The organism is Aliirhizobium cellulosilyticum, assembly GCF_014198105.1.
Classification (GTDB): domain Bacteria; phylum Pseudomonadota; class Alphaproteobacteria; order Rhizobiales; family Rhizobiaceae; genus Neorhizobium; species Neorhizobium cellulosilyticum.
Window position 1 is genome coordinate 616,452 of the sequence record NZ_JACIGW010000002.1, and the last position, 19,262, is coordinate 635,713.

At 57.6% G+C, this 19,262-nt stretch carries 21 protein-coding genes; 7 read left to right on the plus strand and 14 right to left on the minus strand.

Annotated features, from left to right (window positions below):
- Positions 1-113 precede the first annotated feature (113 nt).
- The 4 genes from GGE33_RS11750 to GGE33_RS11765 form a co-directional block, all read right to left on the minus strand.
- A complete protein-coding gene (locus GGE33_RS11750) occupies positions 114-1,079 on the minus strand; it encodes a flagellin N-terminal helical domain-containing protein (RefSeq protein ID WP_148144381.1) in 966 nt (321 codons plus the stop codon).
- Positions 1,080-1,378: 299 nt separating this feature from the next.
- A complete protein-coding gene (locus GGE33_RS11755) occupies positions 1,379-2,260 on the minus strand; it encodes a flagellin N-terminal helical domain-containing protein (RefSeq protein WP_148144383.1) in 882 nt (293 codons plus the stop codon).
- A 302-nt stretch (positions 2,261-2,562) separates the two neighbouring features.
- The gene (locus tag GGE33_RS11760) at positions 2,563-3,351 is read right to left on the minus strand and encodes a flagellin (protein ID WP_183823313.1); all 789 of its coding nucleotides are present in this window, start codon (positions 3,349-3,351) and stop codon (positions 2,563-2,565) included.
- Between the two features lie 322 nt (positions 3,352-3,673).
- A complete protein-coding gene (locus tag GGE33_RS11765; protein WP_183823315.1) occupies positions 3,674-4,555 on the minus strand; it encodes a flagellin N-terminal helical domain-containing protein in 882 nt (293 codons plus the stop codon).
- A 388-nt stretch (positions 4,556-4,943) separates the two neighbouring features.
- On the opposite strand from GGE33_RS11765, the gene GGE33_RS11770 reads away from it, so the two are divergent.
- Together GGE33_RS11770 and GGE33_RS11775 are read left to right on the plus strand one after the other, a co-directional pair.
- Positions 4,944-6,872, plus strand: coding sequence for an O-linked N-acetylglucosamine transferase, SPINDLY family protein (locus tag GGE33_RS11770; RefSeq protein ID WP_183823317.1), 1,929 nt, complete (start codon positions 4,944-4,946; stop codon positions 6,870-6,872).
- A gap of 382 nt (positions 6,873-7,254) precedes the next feature.
- Positions 7,255-7,716: a hypothetical protein gene (locus GGE33_RS11775; protein ID WP_148144387.1), complete on the plus strand. Its 462-nt coding sequence runs from the start codon at positions 7,255-7,257 to the stop codon at positions 7,714-7,716.
- 426 nt (positions 7,717-8,142) lie between these two features.
- On the opposite strand, the gene fliP is transcribed toward GGE33_RS11775, so the two are convergent.
- Genes fliP through flgB form a run of 10 tightly spaced genes read right to left on the minus strand, consistent with a single transcriptional unit; the run spans position 8,143 to position 14,282 of the window.
- Positions 8,143-8,877 (minus strand): flagellar type III secretion system pore protein FliP, encoded by a 735-nt coding sequence (gene fliP / locus GGE33_RS11780; RefSeq protein ID WP_148144388.1) that lies wholly within the window; start codon positions 8,875-8,877, stop codon positions 8,143-8,145.
- Positions 8,874-9,374: a flagellar basal body-associated FliL family protein gene (locus GGE33_RS11785; protein ID WP_148144389.1), complete on the minus strand. Its 501-nt coding sequence runs from the start codon at positions 9,372-9,374 to the stop codon at positions 8,874-8,876. The genes fliP and GGE33_RS11785 overlap by 4 nt, the downstream gene beginning before the upstream one ends.
- Positions 9,375-9,407: 33 nt before the next feature.
- On the minus strand, positions 9,408-10,127 hold the full coding sequence (gene flgH / locus GGE33_RS11790; protein WP_148144390.1) for a flagellar basal body L-ring protein FlgH: 720 nt from the start codon (positions 10,125-10,127) through the stop codon (positions 9,408-9,410).
- Positions 10,124-10,681: a MotE family protein gene (locus tag GGE33_RS11795; protein ID WP_246435961.1), complete on the minus strand. Its 558-nt coding sequence runs from the start codon at positions 10,679-10,681 to the stop codon at positions 10,124-10,126. The genes flgH and GGE33_RS11795 overlap by 4 nt, the downstream gene beginning before the upstream one ends.
- Positions 10,678-11,799, minus strand: a complete 1,122-nt coding sequence (locus GGE33_RS11800; RefSeq protein ID WP_148144391.1) for a flagellar basal body P-ring protein FlgI — start codon at positions 11,797-11,799, stop codon at positions 10,678-10,680. The genes GGE33_RS11795 and GGE33_RS11800 overlap by 4 nt, the downstream gene beginning before the upstream one ends.
- Positions 11,796-12,284 (minus strand): flagellar basal body P-ring formation chaperone FlgA, encoded by a 489-nt coding sequence (flgA, locus tag GGE33_RS11805; RefSeq protein ID WP_183823319.1) that lies wholly within the window; start codon positions 12,282-12,284, stop codon positions 11,796-11,798. The genes GGE33_RS11800 and flgA overlap by 4 nt, the downstream gene beginning before the upstream one ends.
- A 21-nt stretch (positions 12,285-12,305) precedes the next feature.
- Positions 12,306-13,094 (minus strand): flagellar basal-body rod protein FlgG, encoded by a 789-nt coding sequence (gene flgG / locus GGE33_RS11810; RefSeq protein ID WP_148144393.1) that lies wholly within the window; start codon positions 13,092-13,094, stop codon positions 12,306-12,308.
- Positions 13,095-13,114: 20 nt separating this feature from the next.
- Complete coding sequence (gene fliE / locus GGE33_RS11815) at positions 13,115-13,462, minus strand: flagellar hook-basal body complex protein FliE (protein ID WP_148144394.1); 348 nt, start codon at positions 13,460-13,462, stop codon at positions 13,115-13,117.
- Between the two features lie 2 nt (positions 13,463-13,464).
- The gene (gene flgC, locus GGE33_RS11820; protein ID WP_148144395.1) at positions 13,465-13,878 is read right to left on the minus strand and encodes a flagellar basal body rod protein FlgC; all 414 of its coding nucleotides are present in this window, start codon (positions 13,876-13,878) and stop codon (positions 13,465-13,467) included.
- A 2-nt stretch (positions 13,879-13,880) separates the two neighbouring features.
- Positions 13,881-14,282 (minus strand): flagellar basal body rod protein FlgB, encoded by a 402-nt coding sequence (gene flgB, locus GGE33_RS11825; protein WP_148144448.1) that lies wholly within the window; start codon positions 14,280-14,282, stop codon positions 13,881-13,883.
- 222 nt (positions 14,283-14,504) lie between these two features.
- On the opposite strand from flgB, the gene flgF reads away from it, so the two are divergent.
- From flgF to GGE33_RS11850, 5 genes are all read left to right on the plus strand, one after another.
- Complete coding sequence (gene flgF / locus GGE33_RS11830) at positions 14,505-15,239, plus strand: flagellar basal-body rod protein FlgF (protein ID WP_148144396.1); 735 nt, start codon at positions 14,505-14,507, stop codon at positions 15,237-15,239.
- Positions 15,240-15,337: 98 nt separating this feature from the next.
- Positions 15,338-16,675 carry a flagellar protein export ATPase FliI gene (fliI, locus tag GGE33_RS11835; RefSeq protein ID WP_394353646.1) on the plus strand — a complete coding sequence of 446 codons (1,338 nt, stop codon included), beginning with the start codon at positions 15,338-15,340 and terminating at the stop codon, positions 16,673-16,675.
- A 2-nt stretch (positions 16,676-16,677) separates the two neighbouring features.
- Entirely contained in the window at positions 16,678-17,247 is a 570-nt protein-coding gene (locus tag GGE33_RS11840; protein WP_148144398.1) for a hypothetical protein, read from the plus strand.
- A 127-nt stretch (positions 17,248-17,374) separates the two neighbouring features.
- Positions 17,375-18,247, plus strand: coding sequence for a flagellar motor stator protein MotA (gene motA / locus GGE33_RS11845; RefSeq protein WP_148144399.1), 873 nt, complete (start codon positions 17,375-17,377; stop codon positions 18,245-18,247).
- Positions 18,248-18,252: 5 nt separating this feature from the next.
- The gene (locus GGE33_RS11850; RefSeq protein ID WP_148144400.1) at positions 18,253-19,206 is read left to right on the plus strand and encodes a FliM/FliN family flagellar motor switch protein; all 954 of its coding nucleotides are present in this window, start codon (positions 18,253-18,255) and stop codon (positions 19,204-19,206) included.
- Positions 19,207-19,262 lie beyond the last annotated feature (56 nt).

Here is a 19,262-nt window from a genome sequence, read left to right on the forward strand (position 1 = left end):
TTGGCAGGCTCGCTTCGAGGCGATCGGCGCGATGCATCCGGGAATGAACGCATTATCACCTGAAACCAGCTACGATGCCAAACTTGTGCGAAGATGAAGACCCGCCAACGGCGCTAGCTAAAAAGAACGCGTGTGCTCTGCTGATGACCATTGAGCAGGGAGAGGAGCTGTGACGACAGCGACTGCTGGGTTTGGTAAGCCGCCAGCTTGGTGGATTCTTCTTCCATATCCGCATCGACCAGGCGGCCAACGCCCTTGTCGAGAATATCCTGGAGAGACTTCACGAAGCCGGTCTGCTGATCGACACGGGCGGAGACGGTGCCCAGCGAACTTGCCAGCTGATTGAGCCTGTCGGTCAAATGGCCAACGACGGCAATCATATCGTCCAGCTCGGCCGAGGTCGTGGCGTCGGAAACGGCAATCGACGTGCCGGTCGTCGCAATGGTCGAATCCACGTCAAGCAGGTAGTAGTTGCGGGAGGTCGCGGTTCCGTCGGAATTCAATGTATTGGCGTCGATCGCGCCGGTCAGAAGGCCGCGATTGGCATCGGCCGAATCGATCAGCGTCGTATCCGCGGTATCGACGGAAACATAGCTGAGCGATACCGCCCCCGAAACGCTACGCTGGAAAGACGTCGGAATGGTTTTCGATGCGCCGAGAATTTCATCCGAATTGTAGAGCCAGTTGTCGCCGGAGAACGTCGCTGCCTGGAGGACAGAGTTCAGATTTTCCTTGAGCGAGCTAATTCGGCCGTTGAGTGCATCTCTATCCGTACCCTCCTCGTAGGCGGTCACCAGCTGACTGGTGATCTCGTCCATGATGTTGATGGAGGAGGTCACTGCCTCATAGGCCGTATCGAGCTTAGAGGCACCGAGGTTGAGCGCATCTCCGATACTACCGAGAACGCTCTGGTCAGAGGTCATGTTGGTTGCGGCCGACCAGTAACCAGCATTGTCTGCCGCAGATTCAACCGCCAGGCCGGATGCCGTGCGCTTCTGGGTTTCTTCGAGATTGTCGCTCGCGAAAAGAAGGGTCTGTAGCGCGCTCTGCACGTAACCGACGGTCATGATCTTCGACATGTTCTAACCACCTATGTTCGGAATCAGGACATGCCGTTTGTGATCCGGCCGCGACGCATCGACTTCATGCTGCTTGCCATGTGGCAAGCGCGTCACGTTTATGGCTCTTTGGCCAATACACGAAGGTTAATGAAAACCTACGATTCGGACAAGACGCAAACAACCTTGCGCCAGCATATCGTCTCGGATTCCAGCTACTGTCATTCGGCATAAGCCGTTGATTTTTCTTAATACGTATCGGGCCGCGTCGTGGAAACGCGGCCCGTTTTTTGTCATCGAAATCAAGTGATCCCGAACATTTAGCCCTGGAAGAGCGAAAGAATGTTCTGCGAAGAAGAGTTGGCGATCGACAGCGACTGGATCGCAAGCTGCTGCTGCGTCTGAAGCGCCGAAAGCTTGGCTGATTCCTCCTCCATGTCCGCGTCGACCAGTCGGCTTACACCGGTTTCAATTGCGTCCGACAGAGTCGCTGCGTATTCATCCTGCAGATCGATGCGGGTGATCAAAGCACCAAGGGCGGCACCCGAATCCGTCAGGCTGGAAAGTGCGGCTTCGACCTGGTCGAGGAAGGCCTGAATGTCGCCGGTCGTGGATGCCGAGGTCAGAGCGATGCTCATGACGCTACCGAGAATTCCGTCTTCGCCGACGCCGTTATTGATGGTGCCGAACATTGCGTAAGAGGCGACCTGGAACTCAGCGGTCGTAACCTTGACCGTGCCGTCCTCATTGCGGATGAAGCCATCCACGACCACCGTGTTGGAGGCGTTGTCGGCTGCAACCATCCAGTTTTCACCGGAGAACGAAGCTGCCTGCGCAATCGCGCTCAACTGTTCCTGCAGCTTTTCCACTTCGAGCTGGATCTGGTCCTTGTCGGTGGACTCTTCCGTTGCGGTAACCAGCTTGGCCTTGATTTCGTCGACAACGTCGATGGCGCTTTCCATCGCAGCGTAAGCGGTATCGACCTTGGCGGCACCAACGCCAAGAGCGTCGGAGGCGGCGTTAATCGCCTTGTTGTCGGAATTCATGGTCGTGGAGATCGACCAATAGGCGACGTTATCGGCGGCTTCGCTGACGCGGTAACCGGAAGAGACGCGATCCTGCGTGTCTGCAAGGCTGCTGCCGATAGCACGAAGCGTCTGCAGTGCGGACATTGCGGAAGTATTTGTCAAAATGCTCGTCATCTCAAATTGCCCCTTGGCTCACGGTTGGGAGGGACATTCCGGCGTGGACCGGTAAACGCGATCAGCTTCATGCCTGGCCGGTGGACGTTGCGTGTTCGCTGCTGCCCGGCCCGCTGTTTCAATGACGAGGAGAAAAACCGATCAGGGTTAACAGAGAGTTAACGCCTGCTTGCGGCTGTTAACACGAATGAACAGAAAGCTAACAGCCTATGATTGCGGAAATACAAAATTAACAAATAAAAACAAGACGTAAAAAAGGGCCGCACCATGGTGCGACCCTATTATCCGAGAGCGGATTTTTTTTAGCCGCGGAACAGCGTCATGATGTTCTGCGAAGAAGAGTTGGCGATCGACAGCGACTGGACGGCCAGCTGCTGCTGGGTCTGGAGTGCCGAAAGCTTTGCTGATTCTTCTTCCATGTCGGCGTCGACGAGGCGGCTTACGCCCGATTCGATCGCGTCGGAAAGGCTGGCTGCAAAGTTGTCCTGCAGGTCGATACGGGTGGTCAGAGCGCCGAGAGCAGCGCCGGCATCCGTCAGGCTCGACAGTGCGGTTTCAACCGTGTTCATGAAGCCATCGATGTCGCCCTGGGTCGAACCCGAGGTCAGAGCGATGGTCATGACAGCGCCCAGAATGCCGCCGGAACCGACGTCGCTGGACAGGGTCTCGAACATTGCGTAGCTGGACAGGTTGAAGCTTGCGGTGGTGATCTTGACCGAGCTGTTGTCTTCGCGGATGAAGCCGTCAACGACCGTGGCCGTCGTCGAGGTGTTGGAGCCGGAAATCTGCCAGTTTTCACCGGAGAAGGATGCTGCCTGGGCAACGGCCGTCAGCTGCTGCTGAAGCTTTTCGACTTCAAGGTTGATCTGCTCCTTGTCGGTCGAGCTTTCCGAAGCGGTAACCAGCTTGGCCTTGATTTCGTTGACGATGTCGATAGCGCTTTCGGTTGCAGCGTAAGCTGTGTCAACCTTGGCAGCGCCGACGCGATAACCGGACGAAACGCGATCCTGTGTGGAAGCGAGATCAGTGTTGATGTTCCGCAGCGTTGCGAGAGCAGACATGGCGGAGGTGTTGGTCAGAATGCTGGTCATGAAAGTTGCCCCTTTGGCACTATGATTTGAAGGGACATTCCGGATTTCGCCGGGAACGACAGTCAGCTTCATGCTTGCCGGAAACCGTTAATTTCGGCCCGTCGTTTTGATGAGCCGAGTAGACACCGTTAAGGTTAACAAGTTCCAAACAAAGAAACAAAAAAAACGCTTTAATTTCATTTACTTCCCGTTAATTTTTAAGCATTTACTTCCTGTTAATATCTACGATTGGCAGCAGCGTTTCCGCTGGATTTCAAGGCGCCCAAAACGAAAAAGGCCGCACCTGGAAGGTGCGGCCCCAATTTCGGAACGATGCCAGTGATTACTGGAACAGACGCAGGATGTTCTGGCCCGAGGAGTTGGCGATCGACAGCGACTGAACAGCGAGCTGCTGCTGGGTCTGGAGTGCCGAAAGCTTTGCAGATTCTTCTTCCATGTCGGCGTCGATGAGGCGGCTGACGCCCGAGTCGATTGCGTCGGAGATCTTGGAAGCGAATTCGTCCTGCAGGGTGATACGGGTGGTCAGAGCGCCGAGAGCAGCGCCGGCATCCGTCAGGCTCGACAGAGCGGTTTCAACCGTGGTCATGAAGCCGTCGATTGCGCCCTGCGTGGAAGCAGAGGTCAGAGCGATGGTCATGACAGCGCCCAGAATGCCGCCGGAACCGACGTCGCTGGCGAGCGTCGAGAACATTGCGTAGCTGGACAGGTTGAAGTCGGCAGTGGTGATCTTGACCGTACCGCTGTCTTCGCGGACGAAGCCGTCGACAACCTTAGCGGTGGTCGAGGTGTTCGAGCCGGAAATCTGCCAGTTTTCGCCGTTGAACGAGGCGGCCTTACCGATTGCGGTCAGCTGTTCCTGAAGCTTTTCAACTTCCAGGTTGATCTGATCCTTGTCGGCAGAGCTTTCCGAAGCGGTAACCAGCTTGGCCTTGATTTCGTTGACGACGTCAATGGCGCTTTCGGTTGCAGCGTAAGCTGTGTCGACCTTGGCAGCGCCAACGCCGAGTGCGTCGGAAGCGGCGCCGAGAGCCTTGTTGTCCGACTTCATCGTGGTCGCGATGGACCAGTAGGAAACGCCGTCAGAAGCAGAGTTAACGCGCTCGCCCGTGGAGACGCTGTTCTGCGTCTTCTGCAGATCCTTGTTGATGTTGCGGAGGGTTTCGAGAGCCGAAGTAGCGCCGGCATTGAAGTTGATGCTAGACATGAAGTGTCCCCTAAAGACTGAAAACAAACGGTGAGGACATGCCGGTTCTTAATCGGCTGCGACGGTCCGACATCATGCCACTCGGTTCCGTTTATTCGTTTAGGACACCAACCCGTCGCAGGACCAAATTAGCCAGCCAAGAGTTGCCACAGTCTTAATTTTGGGGGTGAGTCGTCGGCAATGCGGACACATAGTAAACAAACGGTTAGCGCTCGGGGTGGTACGTTAAACATAATTTTAGCGAGCGTTTTTCCGGCTCCGGCCAACCAACACCGGTTTCAAGCAAGCTTCGCCGGATAGCAAAGTCGGATCGATTTCTTGCGTCGCCCGCAAGCAAGCCTCTGCAACCAACAGACGAACTTGGCGCGGCAACGAAAATACGGAGCAGATGTTGACCGAGATCAGCTATAAGGCCGCGTCCCAGCATTTCCGCAGCGGCGACTACACCTCCTCGCTCGTCACCATCAACAGGTTGCTCGAAGTTCAAAAGGATGCCCGTACCTACACGCTGCTCGCCCGCACGCTGAAGCAGCTCGGTCACAAGGCGGAAGCCGCCCAGTCCTTCCAGTTGGCTGCCGAGCTCGGCGGTCAACATGCCGACGACAATCTGATCGATGCCATCAAGCTCAATTTCGAAATCGGTGAGAAGGACAAGGCGCTGGCTCTGGCCAATCGCATTCTTCCAAAGCTGACCCGCGACCCAGAACTGGCTTTCATCGTCGCGTCAACTCTGGTCGAGAGAGGTGAGGCTCGTATCGCCCGCGTGTTTAAAACCTTGCTGATCAGGAGTAAGGAGCTGCCGCATATGCTGCTCGGCGCCCGGATTTCGCTGAACACCTGGGATATGTTCGATCCGTCCGATATCGAGACAGCCCGTGTACTGCTCAGCCGAATTCCGAACAGCCAGCCGGTGCGGCTGATGTATCTCACCTTCAGCCGCGAACACAGCAAGTACGACGCGATAGAGCGCCACCAGCCGATCATCGACGCTGAACTTGCGTCAGGCGAGACGGACTTCGTCAGGATGGACGGCACCTTCTTCAACCTCCATTGGACCGGCAATGAGCATCTGAACCAGCTGGCTCGTAGCAACACGCCGAGATTTTCCCCGGAGATGACCGCAATCCGGCATCAAATGCCCCATACGTGGGGTGACAAGATCCGTGTCGGTTACCTCTCCTCCGACCTTTTCGACAAACATGCCACGATGAAGCTTATCCGCCGGGTGTTCGAATTGCATGATAGGGATCGCTTCGAAGTGACCCTCTTTTGCCATACCGATCCGAAGATGCTGGCGACCAATGAGGCAAACCGCGAAGAGTGGGGCAATGTCGTCACCGTTCGCGATCTCAGCGATGAGGAGATCGTGGCCGAAATCAGGTCCCGCAATATCGACATCCTCGTCGATCTCAAGGGCCATACGATCGGCACTCGCAATACGGTCTTCAACATGCAGGCGGCACCGATCCAGGTTGCCTGGCTGGGCTTCCCAGGCTCCACTGTCAACGTCGATCTCGACTATGCCGTGGGCGACAGATACGTTTTGCCGGATAGTTCGAAACCGCACTATTACGAGAAGTTCTGCCGCCTGCCGGAAACGTATCAGCCGAACGATCCGGTCAACAGGCCGCTTGCCAAGCCTATGACACGCAAGGAAGTGGGCCTTCCCGAAGACGCCTTCATCTATGGGTCGTTCAACGCGAACCGCAAGATTACGCCGCAGATGCTGGATATGTGGGCAGATATCGTGAAGTCCACGCCGAACGGCATCCTCTGGATCCTGACCAACAATGCCGAAAGCAGGATGAACATACAGAAGAAGCTCGTCGCCGCCGGCGTTCCAGCCAAGCGCATCTTCTTCATGACCAAGATGCAGTTCGAGCACCACCTGAACCGCATTCCGCTCGCGGACCTTGGCCTCGACACCTATCCCGTTAACGGCCACACGACGACTTCCGAGATGCTCTGGGCCGGTCTGCCGGTCCTGACCTACAAGGGCACCAATTTCGCCTCGCGCGTCAGCCAAAGTCTGCTGCATGCAATCGGACTGCCCGAACTTATTGCGGAAGACGAGAACGACTATGTAAGGCTGGCCGTCGAGTTCGGCAAAAATCCCGAACAGCTCAAGCCTCTGCGGCAGCGCCTGGAAGACAATCGCCTGAAAAGCCCGCTTTTCGACGACGCACGCTTCACCCTGCATCTCGAAACCGCTTACGAGACAATGGTAGAGCGCGCCAAAAACGGCTTGAAGCCCGATCATATCGATGTTGCGTGCCTGCCGGCACGTAGCGGGCCTTTCATGGAAAAGTCCGACTGAACACAAACGCCAGACACAGGCCTGGCCGGACGCACATTGAGCGTTGCGCCCGACAACCTACAAGCATGATGCTGCTCTGAAGCACACCGTTCCCGACACGCGTTGTCCGGAACCGAACATCATTGCCGAGATGCGTGCAAGACGCATCATGACAGCCCGGTATTCAACCTGATGAGAACTGGCGATCGAAAGCCGGCGCGATCTGTTGCGCTACGATGGTCGACCAAGCCTTGGAATGTCGAATTTCCTTTTAAATTCAACACTCCATTTCTACGCAAGCCTCATACTCTAACTTCACTACCGAGCGATCCTCTGAAGTTTCAGGGATCTCGTGACGGCCCGAATACAACGTTAACCATAAAAACTGGCTAGACGGCTCATTATGAAAACATGCCCCTACTCCATCGAACGAGAAGAAATCCTTGCCAAGGCGATTGGCCCGTTGGCGGCCGAACTGAGGCTGCTGGACGCTGCCGATCTCATTTCGCTTCTTCGTTTCGAGTATCACAGCAGCATCGCTGATCTCGTCGATTCTGCTGCCGAACTCTATTTTCATCCGGGGACGGTCCGCTTCGGCGTCGGAGGCGACTATGCTCTCGACTGGTCGACCTACCCGTCGATCACGCTCGATCTGGAGATCAGCCCACCGGGCATCACCATATATAGCCGATTGAAGCTGGAAGCCGACAAGGCAAGCATCTCGATCAACTACATCAACTTCCACAGCCCGTCTGCCGATCCGAGGGAGAACACGTCCATTCTGGCCGACAGCCTCAGGAAGGTGACCTTCCATACGACCAAGGCGCAGGCGGCTCTCGAGCTGAGCAGCCCGGCTCATCACTGACAAGACTATCGTTCCCCTCCTGCGTGCGTCGGAGGGGAACCGAGCGATTTATTCACCGCTTGCCGCGCCATGTGCGCGGCAATTTGCGTTTAAGAAGCCCCTCACCCGGCCGATGGGCAATCCCAGTGCTGCCGCCTCGCCTATTGCACACAGGCGAGATCGAGCGACGGGAGCGGATGTGACATGAAGGAGATCAGTATCGCCACCAACGCGCCTGCTCGTTGCCTGGCCTCACGGATATCCAGGAACGGAAGATAGGAATGCGAGGTGCGCTACGGCGCCGAGCGGAGGACAAAGCCAGCCGGCACCGACAGGAGAGCCACGCTCGCCACGGAGGTCAGGAGGCCTTCAGATAGACAGCTGCAGGCCCCTACCGCAACCCGGCAGGCTTGCCGCGCCGAGAGACAGGCGCACAATTTCGATTGTTCAGGAGAACGATCTGACCAGAGAGCCGACGAGCAGGTTCCAGCCGTCTATAAGGACGAAAAACAGGATCTTGAACGGAAGGGAGATCGATGTCGGCGGAAGCATCATCATGCCCATGGCCATGGTGATCGTGGCGACAACCATATCGATGACGAGGAAAGGCAGGACAATAAGGAAGCCGATCTCGAAGCCGCGACGGATTTCGGACAACATGAATGCCGGAACGAGCACCCGATAATAGGGCCTGTCGTTCTCTGAAGTCTGCTGACCGCGTTCAGTGGCGAGATCGACAAACAGGGCGAGATCCTTCGGCCTAGTGTTGGCGATCATGAAGCTTCGGAACGGTTCGGCCGTACGCTCGATCGCCTGCGCTTCCGTCACCTGACTTTGCAACATGGGCTGGATGCCCTCGCGCCAAGACTGCTCAAGGGTCGGAGACATGACGTAGAACGTCATGAACATCGCCATGCTGGTGAGGATCATGTTCGACGGCGTGGTGGCGAGGCCCATGCCGGTTCTCAAAATCGAGAAGGCGATGATGAAGCGCGGGAAGCTCGTCACCATGATCAGGATGCCTGGCGCCACAGACAGGACGGTCAGAAGGCCGAAAGTGCGAACGATCCAGGCAGCAGCAGAGCCGTCAACAGGAGCGTTGATCAAATCCTGTAGCTGCTGCGCATGCGCAAGACCGGGCACCAAAGCCAATGTGGCAACGAAAATCGCGAGACGAATCATTCGACAACAAAAGTCCTAATCAGGACCTTTGTTACACGCCCTTGGGAACGCAGGCTAGCAATCTCCTGAAGGTCGCCCTTCAAATATGTGAATCCACGCGGCCCCTGCAACTGCTGCAGCGAGAGCGTCCGCAGATAGGTCATGATGTTCTGGTTCACAGTTTCGGCCAGCGCCGGGTCAGGCGGGCCGTCAAATACCAAACCCACCTGCAGCCGGATGAGATTTTCCGCCGGATAGCCAATATTAGTCAATATCGGTGCCAGTTCCAGCATGTTGGGGAGAGCCGGCGCGGCCTTTTCGCCCTCGCCTTTCTTCTCGCCCTCGGCGGCAGGGGTGCTTGTCGCTTCCTCCACCGGTTTTGGCGCCGGTGCAATCAGCTTTCCCGTCAGCCAGCCGCCGCCGCCGCCCACCAGGGACAACAGCACCACGGCGCCGATCATCGGGATAAGTGCGTTCTTCTTCTTCGGGACGCTGTCGTCCTCAGCCGTGATAGCCATGTGGTTTCACTCCTCGGCAAAAACCCGGACGCCTCAGATCGGCGAGAACAGGTCCATGAGCTGCTGGCCGACCGGCGGCTGTTGAATTTCGGTTACGCGACCGCGGCCGCCGTAGGAGATGCGCGCCTCGGCGATCTTTTCGTAGGAGATCTCGTTCTCCGAATCGACGTCCTGCGGCCTGACGATACCGGCCACGTTCAGGATGCGGATCTCATGATTGACACGCACTTCCTGCGAACCGCTGATCAGAAGGTTCCCGTTTTCGAGAACGCCGGTCACCACGGCCGCTACGAGCAGGTTCAGCTGTTCCGACCGGGTTGTCGACCCCTTGCCGTCGGAATTGGATTCGCCGTTGAAGCCAAAGGAAGAATCGGTCTTGGGGTTCCATCCGAAAATTGTGGCATCGGCCTTCCACGCGGTCGTCCGGTCGTTGCTCTTTTCAAGCTTCGTCTCGTTGTCGAAATCAGCCTTGTCGTTGATCTTGATCGTGACGGTCAGGATGTCGCCGATATTGAGCGCGCGTGCGTCCTTGAACAAAGCGGCCTGGCTGTCGCTCCAGAGCGAATAGCCATTGTTCATGTTGTGCGGGCGCTTAGGATAGGAAGCCAGCTGCGGCGCCTGACTGAACTGCAGGCCACTGCCGATGGGGCTCATCGACGGTGCATTGCCGACTTCCCTAATCGTCTGGGGCGTTTGCGAGCATCCCGAAAGAAGCGCCACGGTAGCAAGGAGTGCAGGTGCGAGTTTGGTCATGACGGATCTTTCGACGTGTTGGGATCCGCTGCACTGGCGATGATGGACGCAACGGCCGCAGCCTTCTTGGCCTCCATCTCACTCAATATCAGACCGGATTGGCGGGGCGGCAGCCGCATGACGATTGCGGCGGCAAGCCCTGCCTGCATTTCGGACAGCTGCGGAGCAGCAGTGTCAGGCTTCATGGTCTTGAAGATATCGACCAGGCCGTTTTCGGCCTGCTTCATGAATTCGTTGCGCCGGCCGATCCAGTCCTCGTATTCGGCCTTGCGGGCCTCCATCACGGCTATGCGATCATCGACCTCGGCCTGAAGTTTCTCAAGGTCCTGTTTCTGCAAGGCATAACGGCGATCGCGCGCCGCGTCGGCAATATTGCCGCAGAATTGCTGGACTTCGGTCTCGCTCGTCATCCCGGTCGTGTCACGAACCTGCTCCTGGGCGTCGGCCGAGGGCAGCGCAACGAGCAGCCCCAAGAGAGCGAGAACCGGAAGTGCAACCGAGGAGCGCTCCCATGGGCGCAACCGAGCCGGAGATGAAGTGTCTGGGCCAATCATTGCAGTACTAGCTCCGCTTGCAGCGCACCTGCAGACTTGATCCCCTGCAGGATCGCAATAATTCCATCAGGCTTGACGCCGATGCTGTTCAATCCTGCCACCAGCGAGCGCAGATCCGGACCCTCGAGAACTGCAACCGGACCACCAGTCTTCTCGGCCATGATGTCCGTCTGCGGCTGGACGTAGGTCTCGCCGCGCGAGAAAGGCAGGGGCTGCACGACCTGAGGCATTTCGGTAACCTGTACCGTCAACGTTCCATAACTGACCGCGACCCGGGAGATGCGGACATCCGCGCCGATAACGATGGTTCCCGTCCGTTCGTTAATGACGACCTTGGCGGGTGTGTCGGTTTCGACGGCAAGGTTCTCGATCCTCGCCATGAGGCGAGCGAGATCTTCCTGCGGTGGCTTCTGCACGGCGACGACCTGGGAATCGCGCGCTTCGGCAATCGGCATGCGATAGGTACTGGTGGAGAAGGAGTTGATCGCGTCAGCAACGCGGATTGCCGTAGAGAAGTCCGGATTGCGCAGCTGAAGAACAAGATTGCCCGAATCCTTGAAGCGCGAAGGCAATTCCCGCTCGATGATGGCGCCACCGGGAATACGGCCGGCCGTAGTAATGCCTTCAGTGACGGTGGCGGCTGCGCCTTCGGCCAAGAAACCGGAAACGACGACTGCGCCCTGTGCAACGGCATAGATCTGTCCATCGGCACCCGTGAGCGAGGTCATGACAAGTGTTCCGCCGCGCAGCGAGGTGGCGTCACCGAGAGAGCTGACGGTCACGTCGATGCGGCTGCCGGGACTGGTGAAAGGCGGGAGGTTCGTCGTGACCATAACGGCCGCAACGTTTTTGGCGGCCGATTGACCGCCTTGCGTCGAAATACCCAAGTTCTGAAGCATCGCGCGCATTGACTGGTCGGTAAACGGCGAGGCACGCAAGCCATCGCCGGTTCCCTGCAGGCCGACAACGAGACCATAACCGATGAGCTGGTTATCACGCCCGGCCTGGAGCGATACCACGTCCTTGATACGCGCATTTGATGCCGCTTCGACGACAGACGCCGCAGCAAAAAGCGCCAGCAGGCTGGCGGCGATCGTTGTTAGCAGTCTACCGATCATTTCTGGACAACCTCGACATTTCCGTCAGCCCTCACCACGCCGGTGACGGTAACTCCACTCTCAGTGTTTCGGACTCGGATCGAGTCTCCGGTCATGGCATCCTGCAGAGCCGATCCGGCAGCCGAAATCGTCAGGCCGCCAACATTGAACATGATACGGATCGCCTTGCCGCGCTCGATCGTGTAGGGCTCACGCAGCGAGGAAACCGGGATAGTCCGTCCCGCCACCAGCGTCCGCTTTGCCACCTTGCCGATGACATCTGTGACGCTTGACGTGTATCCGCCGGCAAGGTTCGGATTGGTCACTTCGACCTCCATGACCTGGCTTGAGGAGATGATATCGCCCGGGAAGATCGTCGATGTGGGAACGACGGCATAAAGAGGCTGGGCAACCGCGACCTGCGATCCGGCACCAGCGATGAACAGCAGTGACAGGATAGCCCCGCCGACAGCCGACCGAAGTGCATTTACACTAGGAAACATCATGTTTGCCCGCCTCTTAATCCGTTACTTCAGATTCTTACTGACGATCTGAGCCATCTCATCCGCTGTCGTGATGACCTTGGAGTTCATTTCGTAAGCGCGCTGTGCAGAAATCAGGTCAGTGATTTCCTTGACGGAATCGACGTTCGAGCTTTCGAGATAACCCTGCTTCAGATAGCCGTAGCCGGTATCCAGCGGCGAACCGACAACTGCATCGCCGGACGCTTCCGTGACCGCGAAAAGGTTGTCGCCCAGCGGACGCAGACCTGCATCATTGGCAAAAAGCGCCACCTGCAGCTGACCGACCTGTGTCATGTTATCCTGTTCGCCGATGCGAACCGAGACGGTGCCGTCCTGAGCGATGGTGACTTCGGTCGCGTCCTGCGGAATGGTGATCGCGGGAATGACGCCGTAGCCATCGATCGTCACCAGACGGCCGTTGGCATCCTTGTTGAATGCACCGGCACGCGTATAAAGCGTCGTACCGTCCGAGCCTTCGATCTGGAACCAGCCATTGCCGACGATTGCGGCATCAAGCGTATTGCTTGTCTGGGAAATTTCACCCTGTTCGAACAGCTTGCGAACAGCCGATGTCTGCACTCCGAGACCGATATTGGCGCCTTCCGGCACAACCGACTGGTTGGCGCGGTTGGCGACGCCTGCGGCGCGTTCGGTCTGGTAGAGAAGGTCGGTAAACTCCGCCCGGCCGCGCTTGAAGGCGGTCGTGTTGATGTTGGCGATGTTGTTGGCGATGACTTCGAGGTTCGTCTGCTGGGCATTCATACCCGTTGCAGCAATGGCGAGTGCTCTCATGGACGTGAAACCTCTTTATCCTAGATCTGCATTTTGGAAATTTCGAGATAGGCCGATACGACCTTGTCTCGAAGGGCGACCGCGGTCTGGAGCGTGCGATTGGCTTCCATGACAGCATCGACGACTTCGCGCGTATCTGCCTTGCCCTGAATGCCGGCAAAGGACATCGCTTCGCCTTGCTTCACGCTATCGAGCGCACCCTTGGCGGCATCAGCAAGAAAACTGCCGAATGTTGGCCCCGCAACACCGGTTGCAACCGTACCGACTGCGGCGCCCAGCATGTTCGACATGCTGCTGGAGGTGGTCTCCGTCTGGTCGAGACCAGTGGACTTTTTCAGCGCACCGATGCTTGAAATGCTATCGATCATAGTTAACCTTTCAACAAATCGATTGTCGACGAGATCAGATCCCGCGTCTGCTTGATGCTCTGCAGGTTTGCCTCGTAGCTGCGATTGGCTTCGCGAAGGTCGGCCATCTCGATCAGCACATTGACGTTCGGATATTTGACCATGCCCTGCGCATTTGCAGCGGGGTGGTCGGGATCGTATTCCTCGGTAAACTTGCCCTCATCAGCGCCGATTTTCTTGACATCCACCATGTTGATGCCGCTGGCGCGATCCATCTCATTACCGAAGGTGATGATCTTGCGACGATAGGGATCCGCACCCGAGGTGTCGCCGGTCGTACGTGCGTTTGCGATGTTTTCAGAAACGACGCGCAGGCGGGTGGACTGGGCTTCCATTCCACTACCTGCGATCTTGAGCGAAGCGATCAAAGAGTCCATTTTTATTTACCCAATGCCGTCAGCATCATTCTGTTGATATTTTGAACGAGGAGGGTGTTCAGCTCGAACTGCCGCTTGATCTCGCCCATCTTCGACATTTCCGACGCCAATGAGACTGTATTGCCGGATTCCTGGACGCCTATCTCCTGATTGAGCTTAGAGTCCTTCAGCTCAACCCGGCCATTGCCGGCGATGTCCGCGGTCATGTGAGCCGCATTCGTCCTCGCCATTTCCATGGACCCGAGACCACTTGCCGACTTGAGCTCGGCATCGAAAGGCGTCAGATCCTTGGAGACGTATTTCGGCGTGTTGGCGTTGGCGATGTTCGTCGTCGTCACCTGCTGTCGAACGGACAGCCATTCCGCCTGTCGAGACGCAAGCTCGAACAACTGAATCGGCTGCATGGTCATGGTTGTTCTCCATCTTGTTGTCCCGGACGCTAGAGAGACAATCTTGCGCGGGACTTGCGGTAGGCGCAGCCCGCCGATTTGCCGTATCCGCACGCATTTTCCCCCTCGCTAAACCAAACAGGTTCGCGCAAGCCCGGGCTCTTAACTGTCTCCTTCAAATCGCCACAGCTCTCCCGCGCGGGGGCATGCGCCGTATCCGTAAATCAGGAGACATCCATGCAATCCGGTATCTATGTCGGCATTTCCTCGCAGATCGCTCTCGAGCGTCGCCTCACCACGATCTCCGACAATATTGCCAACATGAATACGGTCGGCTTTCGTTCGACTGAGGTGAAGTTCGATCAGATCCTCAGCCAGACCCAGAACGAGAACAACACCAAGATCGCATTCGTCTCCCAGGGCAATGACTACCTCTCCATGCGTAATGGCGAGCTTGAGCAGACCGGGAATTCCCTGGATTTCGCCGTCAAAGGCGACGCGTGGTTCGCCATTCAGACTCCTCAAGGTCAGGTTCTGACACGTGACGGACGGTTTTCCATGTCGCTTACGGGTGAACTCATTTCGACGAATGGCTACCCCGTTCTCGATGGCGGCGGCGCTCCGATCCAGCTCGATCCGAGAGCCCCGACACCAAAGGTCGGCCAGGACGGACGCATCATGCAGGGCGACCGCGCGGTCGGACAGATCGGCGTCTTCTCGGTCGATATCGACAAGGGTTTCTACCGCGCTGACAACAGCGGCATCATCCCCACCGACACGCCGCAGGCAGTCGTCGATACGATGGGCGTCGGCGTCATGCAGGGCTTCCTCGAACAGTCCAACGTCAATGCCATCGGCGAGATGACCCAGCTGATCCAGGTGAACCGCGCGTTCGAAAGCATTTCCTCGCTGATGAGCACCAGTGAAGACAACTTCTCATCCGCCATGAGAACGCTGGGCGGTAGCCAGTAGGACGCACGCGGATGACGACGACCCAATCCGATTTTCAGCCGGTTAGCGAACCGGTCACCTCACCAGTCGTGATGCCACGACTGGAACGTCTGTCGGACATGGCGGCGCATTATGCAAATCCTTCGAGCGTCCTGTCCTGGGGCGGTCGGGTGAGGATGATCGCGGCCGGATATTACACCGTCAGTGGCCTTTCCAGACATGTTCGCCTTGGCGAATTCGTTTCGCATCAGAGTGCTACTGGCGCGCATATGGGCGAGGTCGTGCGTGTCGAGCCCGATCTCATCTATGTCTGCCCTATCGAGCCGGGCGAGCCGATCGGTGTCGGCGATCTCGTGCTGCGTACCGGCGAATTCCGGCTGGCTCCCAGCGAGAGCTGGTGCGGTCGAACGATCAATTCACTCTGCAGACCGATCGACGGCAAAGGCCCATTGCGGGAAGGCTCGGTGCAGCGTTCAATCAACACCCTGCCGCCGCCATCCATGACCCGCAGGCGGGTCGATACCTCGTTCCGCACCGGCGTGAAGGCGATCGATATCTTTGCCCCTATCTGTTACGGGCAGCGTCTGGGCATTTTCGCCGGTTCAGGCGTCGGCAAATCAACGCTTCTATCGATGCTGGCAAAGGCAGATGCCTTCGACCGGGTGGTCATAACGCTGGTCGGCGAACGTGGTCGCGAAGTACGTGAGTTCATCGAAGACACTTTGGGTGACAACGTTGCCAAAGCGGTGATCGTCGTCACCACCAGCGACGAAAGCCCGATGCTACGCAAGATGGCCCCGCTGGTGGGCATGACGATCGCGGAACATTTTCGTGATCAGGGATTGAACGTGCTGTTCATCGCCGACAGCGTGACGCGATTTGCGCATGCGATCCGCGAGGTCGCGATCGCGGCAGGCGAGCCGCCGGTCGCGCGAGGCTATCCGGCTTCAGTCTTTACCGAGCTGCCGCGCCTTCTGGAACGTGCCGGCCCCGGCATCGAAGGCACGGGCACGATCACGGCAATCATCTCGATCCTCGTCGACGGCGACAATCACAACGACCCGATCGCCGACTCGACCCGCGGTATCCTTGACGGACATATCGTGCTTGACCGTGCACTTGCCGACGAAGGCCGGTATCCGCCGGTCAATCCGCTTTCCTCGATCTCGCGTCTCGCCCGCAAGGCATGGACCGGGGATCAGGAACGACTGGTCTCCAGATTGAAGGGGCTGATCAGCGTTTACGAGGAGACAAAGGATCTTCGCCTTATCGGCGGCTACAGGCCCGGCGCGGATCCCGATCTCGACATGGCCGTCAAGCAGGTGCCGATTATCTATGACGTGCTGAAGCAGTCACCTGGCGATGCGGCGGTCATCGACGCCTACACCGAACTCGCCAATGCCCTGAAGGCATCTCTCAGCAATACCAATCGCCCAATGCCGGCAGGAAAGAGATGAGCATGAAAACCAGGCTCTTTGGTAAAACCAGATCCGGCAGGCATCAAGCTTCAGGGCCGGCAACGACTTTAGACAAGCCGATCGACCGCTGGCTTGTCGCCTCGCTGGTCGGATTTTCGATGTTGTGCGCCGCCTTCCCCTGGTATGTCTTCTTCAACCAGGAGAAATTCGGGGTCAACGTAGCCGGCTGGGAAGGGCTTCGCGACGTTCGCCACGCGCGTCCAGCCGGTGAGGCCGGCATCGGCGCAATGCGTGATCCGCAGCAGGACGAAGTCGAGCGCGCACTTCTGCGCGAGATGGAAACAGATCGGCTGACCACCGCTGCAATACCGTCGACGCCATCCGGTAACGGATCGGATGCAGGCGGCTTCGAAGATCAGGCGTTTCCCGGCGGCACTGAATTCAAGCTGCTGCATGTCGCCAACGGCCGCGCACTGATCGAAAACGGCAACGGCATTTTTCTCGTCCAGATCGGCTCGAAGCTTCCGGATAGCTCGCGTCTGGCAGGCTTGCGGCAACGCAATGGCAAATGGGAAATCGTGACCTCGGCAGGCAAGGTCTATGGCGAATAGCTGCGCCGGATCTCCTCAGCGGCGTTCGAGGCCATTCGGTCGCATCGCCCCGCGAACTACAACAGTCTCACGCAAGGCAGCTGCCTTATCGGTTTAGTCTAGGACAAGCGTTGGATACGAGCTTACAATGAATCTTATTATCGGATTTGTCATCACGGTCGGCTGTATCATTGGCGGCTACATGGCTATGGGCGGGCATGTCGCGCTCCTCATGCAGCCGTTCGAACTGGTCGTTATCGGTGGTGCGGGCGTCGGCAGCTTCATCATGGCGAACCCGATGAAGGTGCTCAAGGATTCCGGCAAGGCGATCGGCGAGATCTTCAAGAATGCCGTTCCCAAGGAGCGGGCCTATCTCGAAGTGCTCGGCGTGCTTTATTCGTTGATGCGCGACCTGCGCACCAAATCACGTAACGAGATCGAAGCGCATATCGACAATCCCGCAGAATCGCCGATCTTCCAGTCAGCGCCATCGGTTCTGAAGGATACCGAACTTACCTCCTTCATCTGTGACTATGTCCGACTGATCATCATCGGCAACGCACGCTCCCACGAGATCGAAGCGTTGATGGACGAAGAGATCGAGACGATCCTTCATGATCGCCTGAAGCCCTATCATTCGATCCAGCTGATGGGCGACGCCTTCCCAGCACTCGGCATCATCGCCGCGGTTCTCGGCGTCATCAAGGCGATGAGCCATATCAACGAATCTCCCGAGGTTCTCGGCGGCCTGATCGGCGCGGCTCTCGTCGGCACGATGCTCGGCATCTTCCTTTCCTACTGCCTGTGCAACCCGATCGTCTCGCAGATCAAGATCGTGCGCACCAAGCAGCACCGGCTTTACATCATCGTCAAGCAGACCCTGCTTGCCTACATGAACGGCTCGGTACCGCAGGTGGCGCTTGAGTACGGCCGCAAGACGATCTCCTCCTCCGACCGTCCGTCGATCGACTCGGTCGAGCAGGAAATGATGAAGCCCGGCGGCGACACGAAGGCGGCTTAACGACAATGACCAGCAACAACCAAGCTTCGCAAGCACAGCCAGCCATGGAGCGGGCACTCCTGGCCCGCCTGACGGGTTCGCTCGGCGACCAGAAAACGCTGGAGCGTCTGGCCCAGGATTTCGGTACTCTCTACCAGAGCTTCCTTCCGGACGTGCTGCAGAGCGAGCTCGGACTTTCGGTCGAAGTTATCTTCGCTGGATACAGATCCGGCCTGATGAGCGAGCTGGTTGGCAGGCTGGGCGATAATGTCGTGCTGGCCGATGCAACCTTGCGCAACTGGTGCCCGAAATTCGTCATCGCCTGCGACAATGCCTTCGTCATCACGCTGATGGAAAACATGCTCGGCGCAACGCCGGATTCGATTTTCCAACCGCCGCGCCGGGCTCTATCACAGATCGAGCTGGATCTTTCGACGATGGTCTTCGACAAGATAGCTCAGGTATTGCGTTCCGGTGTGAACGCACCGGGCGGCTTCGAAACGACGATCGAGAGGCCTCACAATGCCGATGCAAGGCCGATGCTGGAAGACGAAGAGGCCGATCCCTTCGCCATGTCCATCCGGGTCGAGCTGAAGCTAGGCAAGATCGCTTCCGAATTCTTCCTCGTCATCCCGCAGAAATATCTGCTCAAGACGACCATTACACTGCCGAAATCGAAGGGTGACTTCTCCCGTGAGCAGGATGCCTGGTCGGAAAGCATGTCCGAGCAAGTTCGCCGGTCACGGGTAACGCTGGAAGCCAAGATTTCCCTTGAGTCCCTGACACTCGAGACGATTTCCAAGCTTGTGGCAGGCGACGTGATTGCCTTCCGGGACAAGGAAGAGATCATCGTCGATGTCAGTGCCAATGGCCGCGAGATGTATAACTGCGAGTTCGGCAGAAGCGGCGAGAACTACACCGTCCGCGTCAAGGACAATGTGAGCAACGAAAACGACATTTTGAAACATCTGCTTGGCTAGGGCAGCGGACCTCCGGGGCTTGGTGGAAAAACACCGATAGTCGATAGATTTGGAAC

Coding starts and splice junctions, on each gene's coding strand:
- GGE33_RS11750 (WP_148144381.1), bottom strand. CDS start 1,079: ATGTCGAAGATCATGACCGTCGGTTACGTGCAGAGCGCGCTACAGACC.
- GGE33_RS11755 (WP_148144383.1), bottom strand. CDS start 2,260: ATGACGAGCATTTTGACAAATACTTCCGCAATGTCCGCACTGCAGACG.
- GGE33_RS11760 (WP_183823313.1), bottom strand. CDS start 3,351: ATGACCAGCATTCTGACCAACACCTCCGCCATGTCTGCTCTCGCAACG.
- GGE33_RS11765 (WP_183823315.1), bottom strand. CDS start 4,555: ATGTCTAGCATCAACTTCAATGCCGGCGCTACTTCGGCTCTCGAAACC.
- GGE33_RS11770 (WP_183823317.1), top strand. CDS start 4,944: ATGTTGACCGAGATCAGCTATAAGGCCGCGTCCCAGCATTTCCGCAGC.
- GGE33_RS11775 (WP_148144387.1), top strand. CDS start 7,255: ATGAAAACATGCCCCTACTCCATCGAACGAGAAGAAATCCTTGCCAAG.
- fliP (WP_148144388.1), bottom strand. CDS start 8,877: ATGATTCGTCTCGCGATTTTCGTTGCCACATTGGCTTTGGTGCCCGGT.
- GGE33_RS11785 (WP_148144389.1), bottom strand. CDS start 9,374: ATGGCTATCACGGCTGAGGACGACAGCGTCCCGAAGAAGAAGAACGCA.
- flgH (WP_148144390.1), bottom strand. CDS start 10,127: ATGACCAAACTCGCACCTGCACTCCTTGCTACCGTGGCGCTTCTTTCG.
- GGE33_RS11795 (WP_246435961.1), bottom strand. CDS start 10,681: ATGATTGGCCCAGACACTTCATCTCCGGCTCGGTTGCGCCCATGGGAG.
- GGE33_RS11800 (WP_148144391.1), bottom strand. CDS start 11,799: ATGATCGGTAGACTGCTAACAACGATCGCCGCCAGCCTGCTGGCGCTT.
- flgA (WP_183823319.1), bottom strand. CDS start 12,284: ATGATGTTTCCTAGTGTAAATGCACTTCGGTCGGCTGTCGGCGGGGCT.
- flgG (WP_148144393.1), bottom strand. CDS start 13,094: ATGAGAGCACTCGCCATTGCTGCAACGGGTATGAATGCCCAGCAGACG.
- fliE (WP_148144394.1), bottom strand. CDS start 13,462: ATGATCGATAGCATTTCAAGCATCGGTGCGCTGAAAAAGTCCACTGGT.
- flgC (WP_148144395.1), bottom strand. CDS start 13,878: ATGGACTCTTTGATCGCTTCGCTCAAGATCGCAGGTAGTGGAATGGAA.
- flgB (WP_148144448.1), bottom strand. CDS start 14,282: ATGCAGCCGATTCAGTTGTTCGAGCTTGCGTCTCGACAGGCGGAATGG.
- flgF (WP_148144396.1), top strand. CDS start 14,505: ATGCAATCCGGTATCTATGTCGGCATTTCCTCGCAGATCGCTCTCGAG.
- fliI (WP_394353646.1), top strand. CDS start 15,338: ATGGCGGCGCATTATGCAAATCCTTCGAGCGTCCTGTCCTGGGGCGGT.
- GGE33_RS11840 (WP_148144398.1), top strand. CDS start 16,678: ATGAAAACCAGGCTCTTTGGTAAAACCAGATCCGGCAGGCATCAAGCT.
- motA (WP_148144399.1), top strand. CDS start 17,375: ATGAATCTTATTATCGGATTTGTCATCACGGTCGGCTGTATCATTGGC.
- GGE33_RS11850 (WP_148144400.1), top strand. CDS start 18,253: ATGACCAGCAACAACCAAGCTTCGCAAGCACAGCCAGCCATGGAGCGG.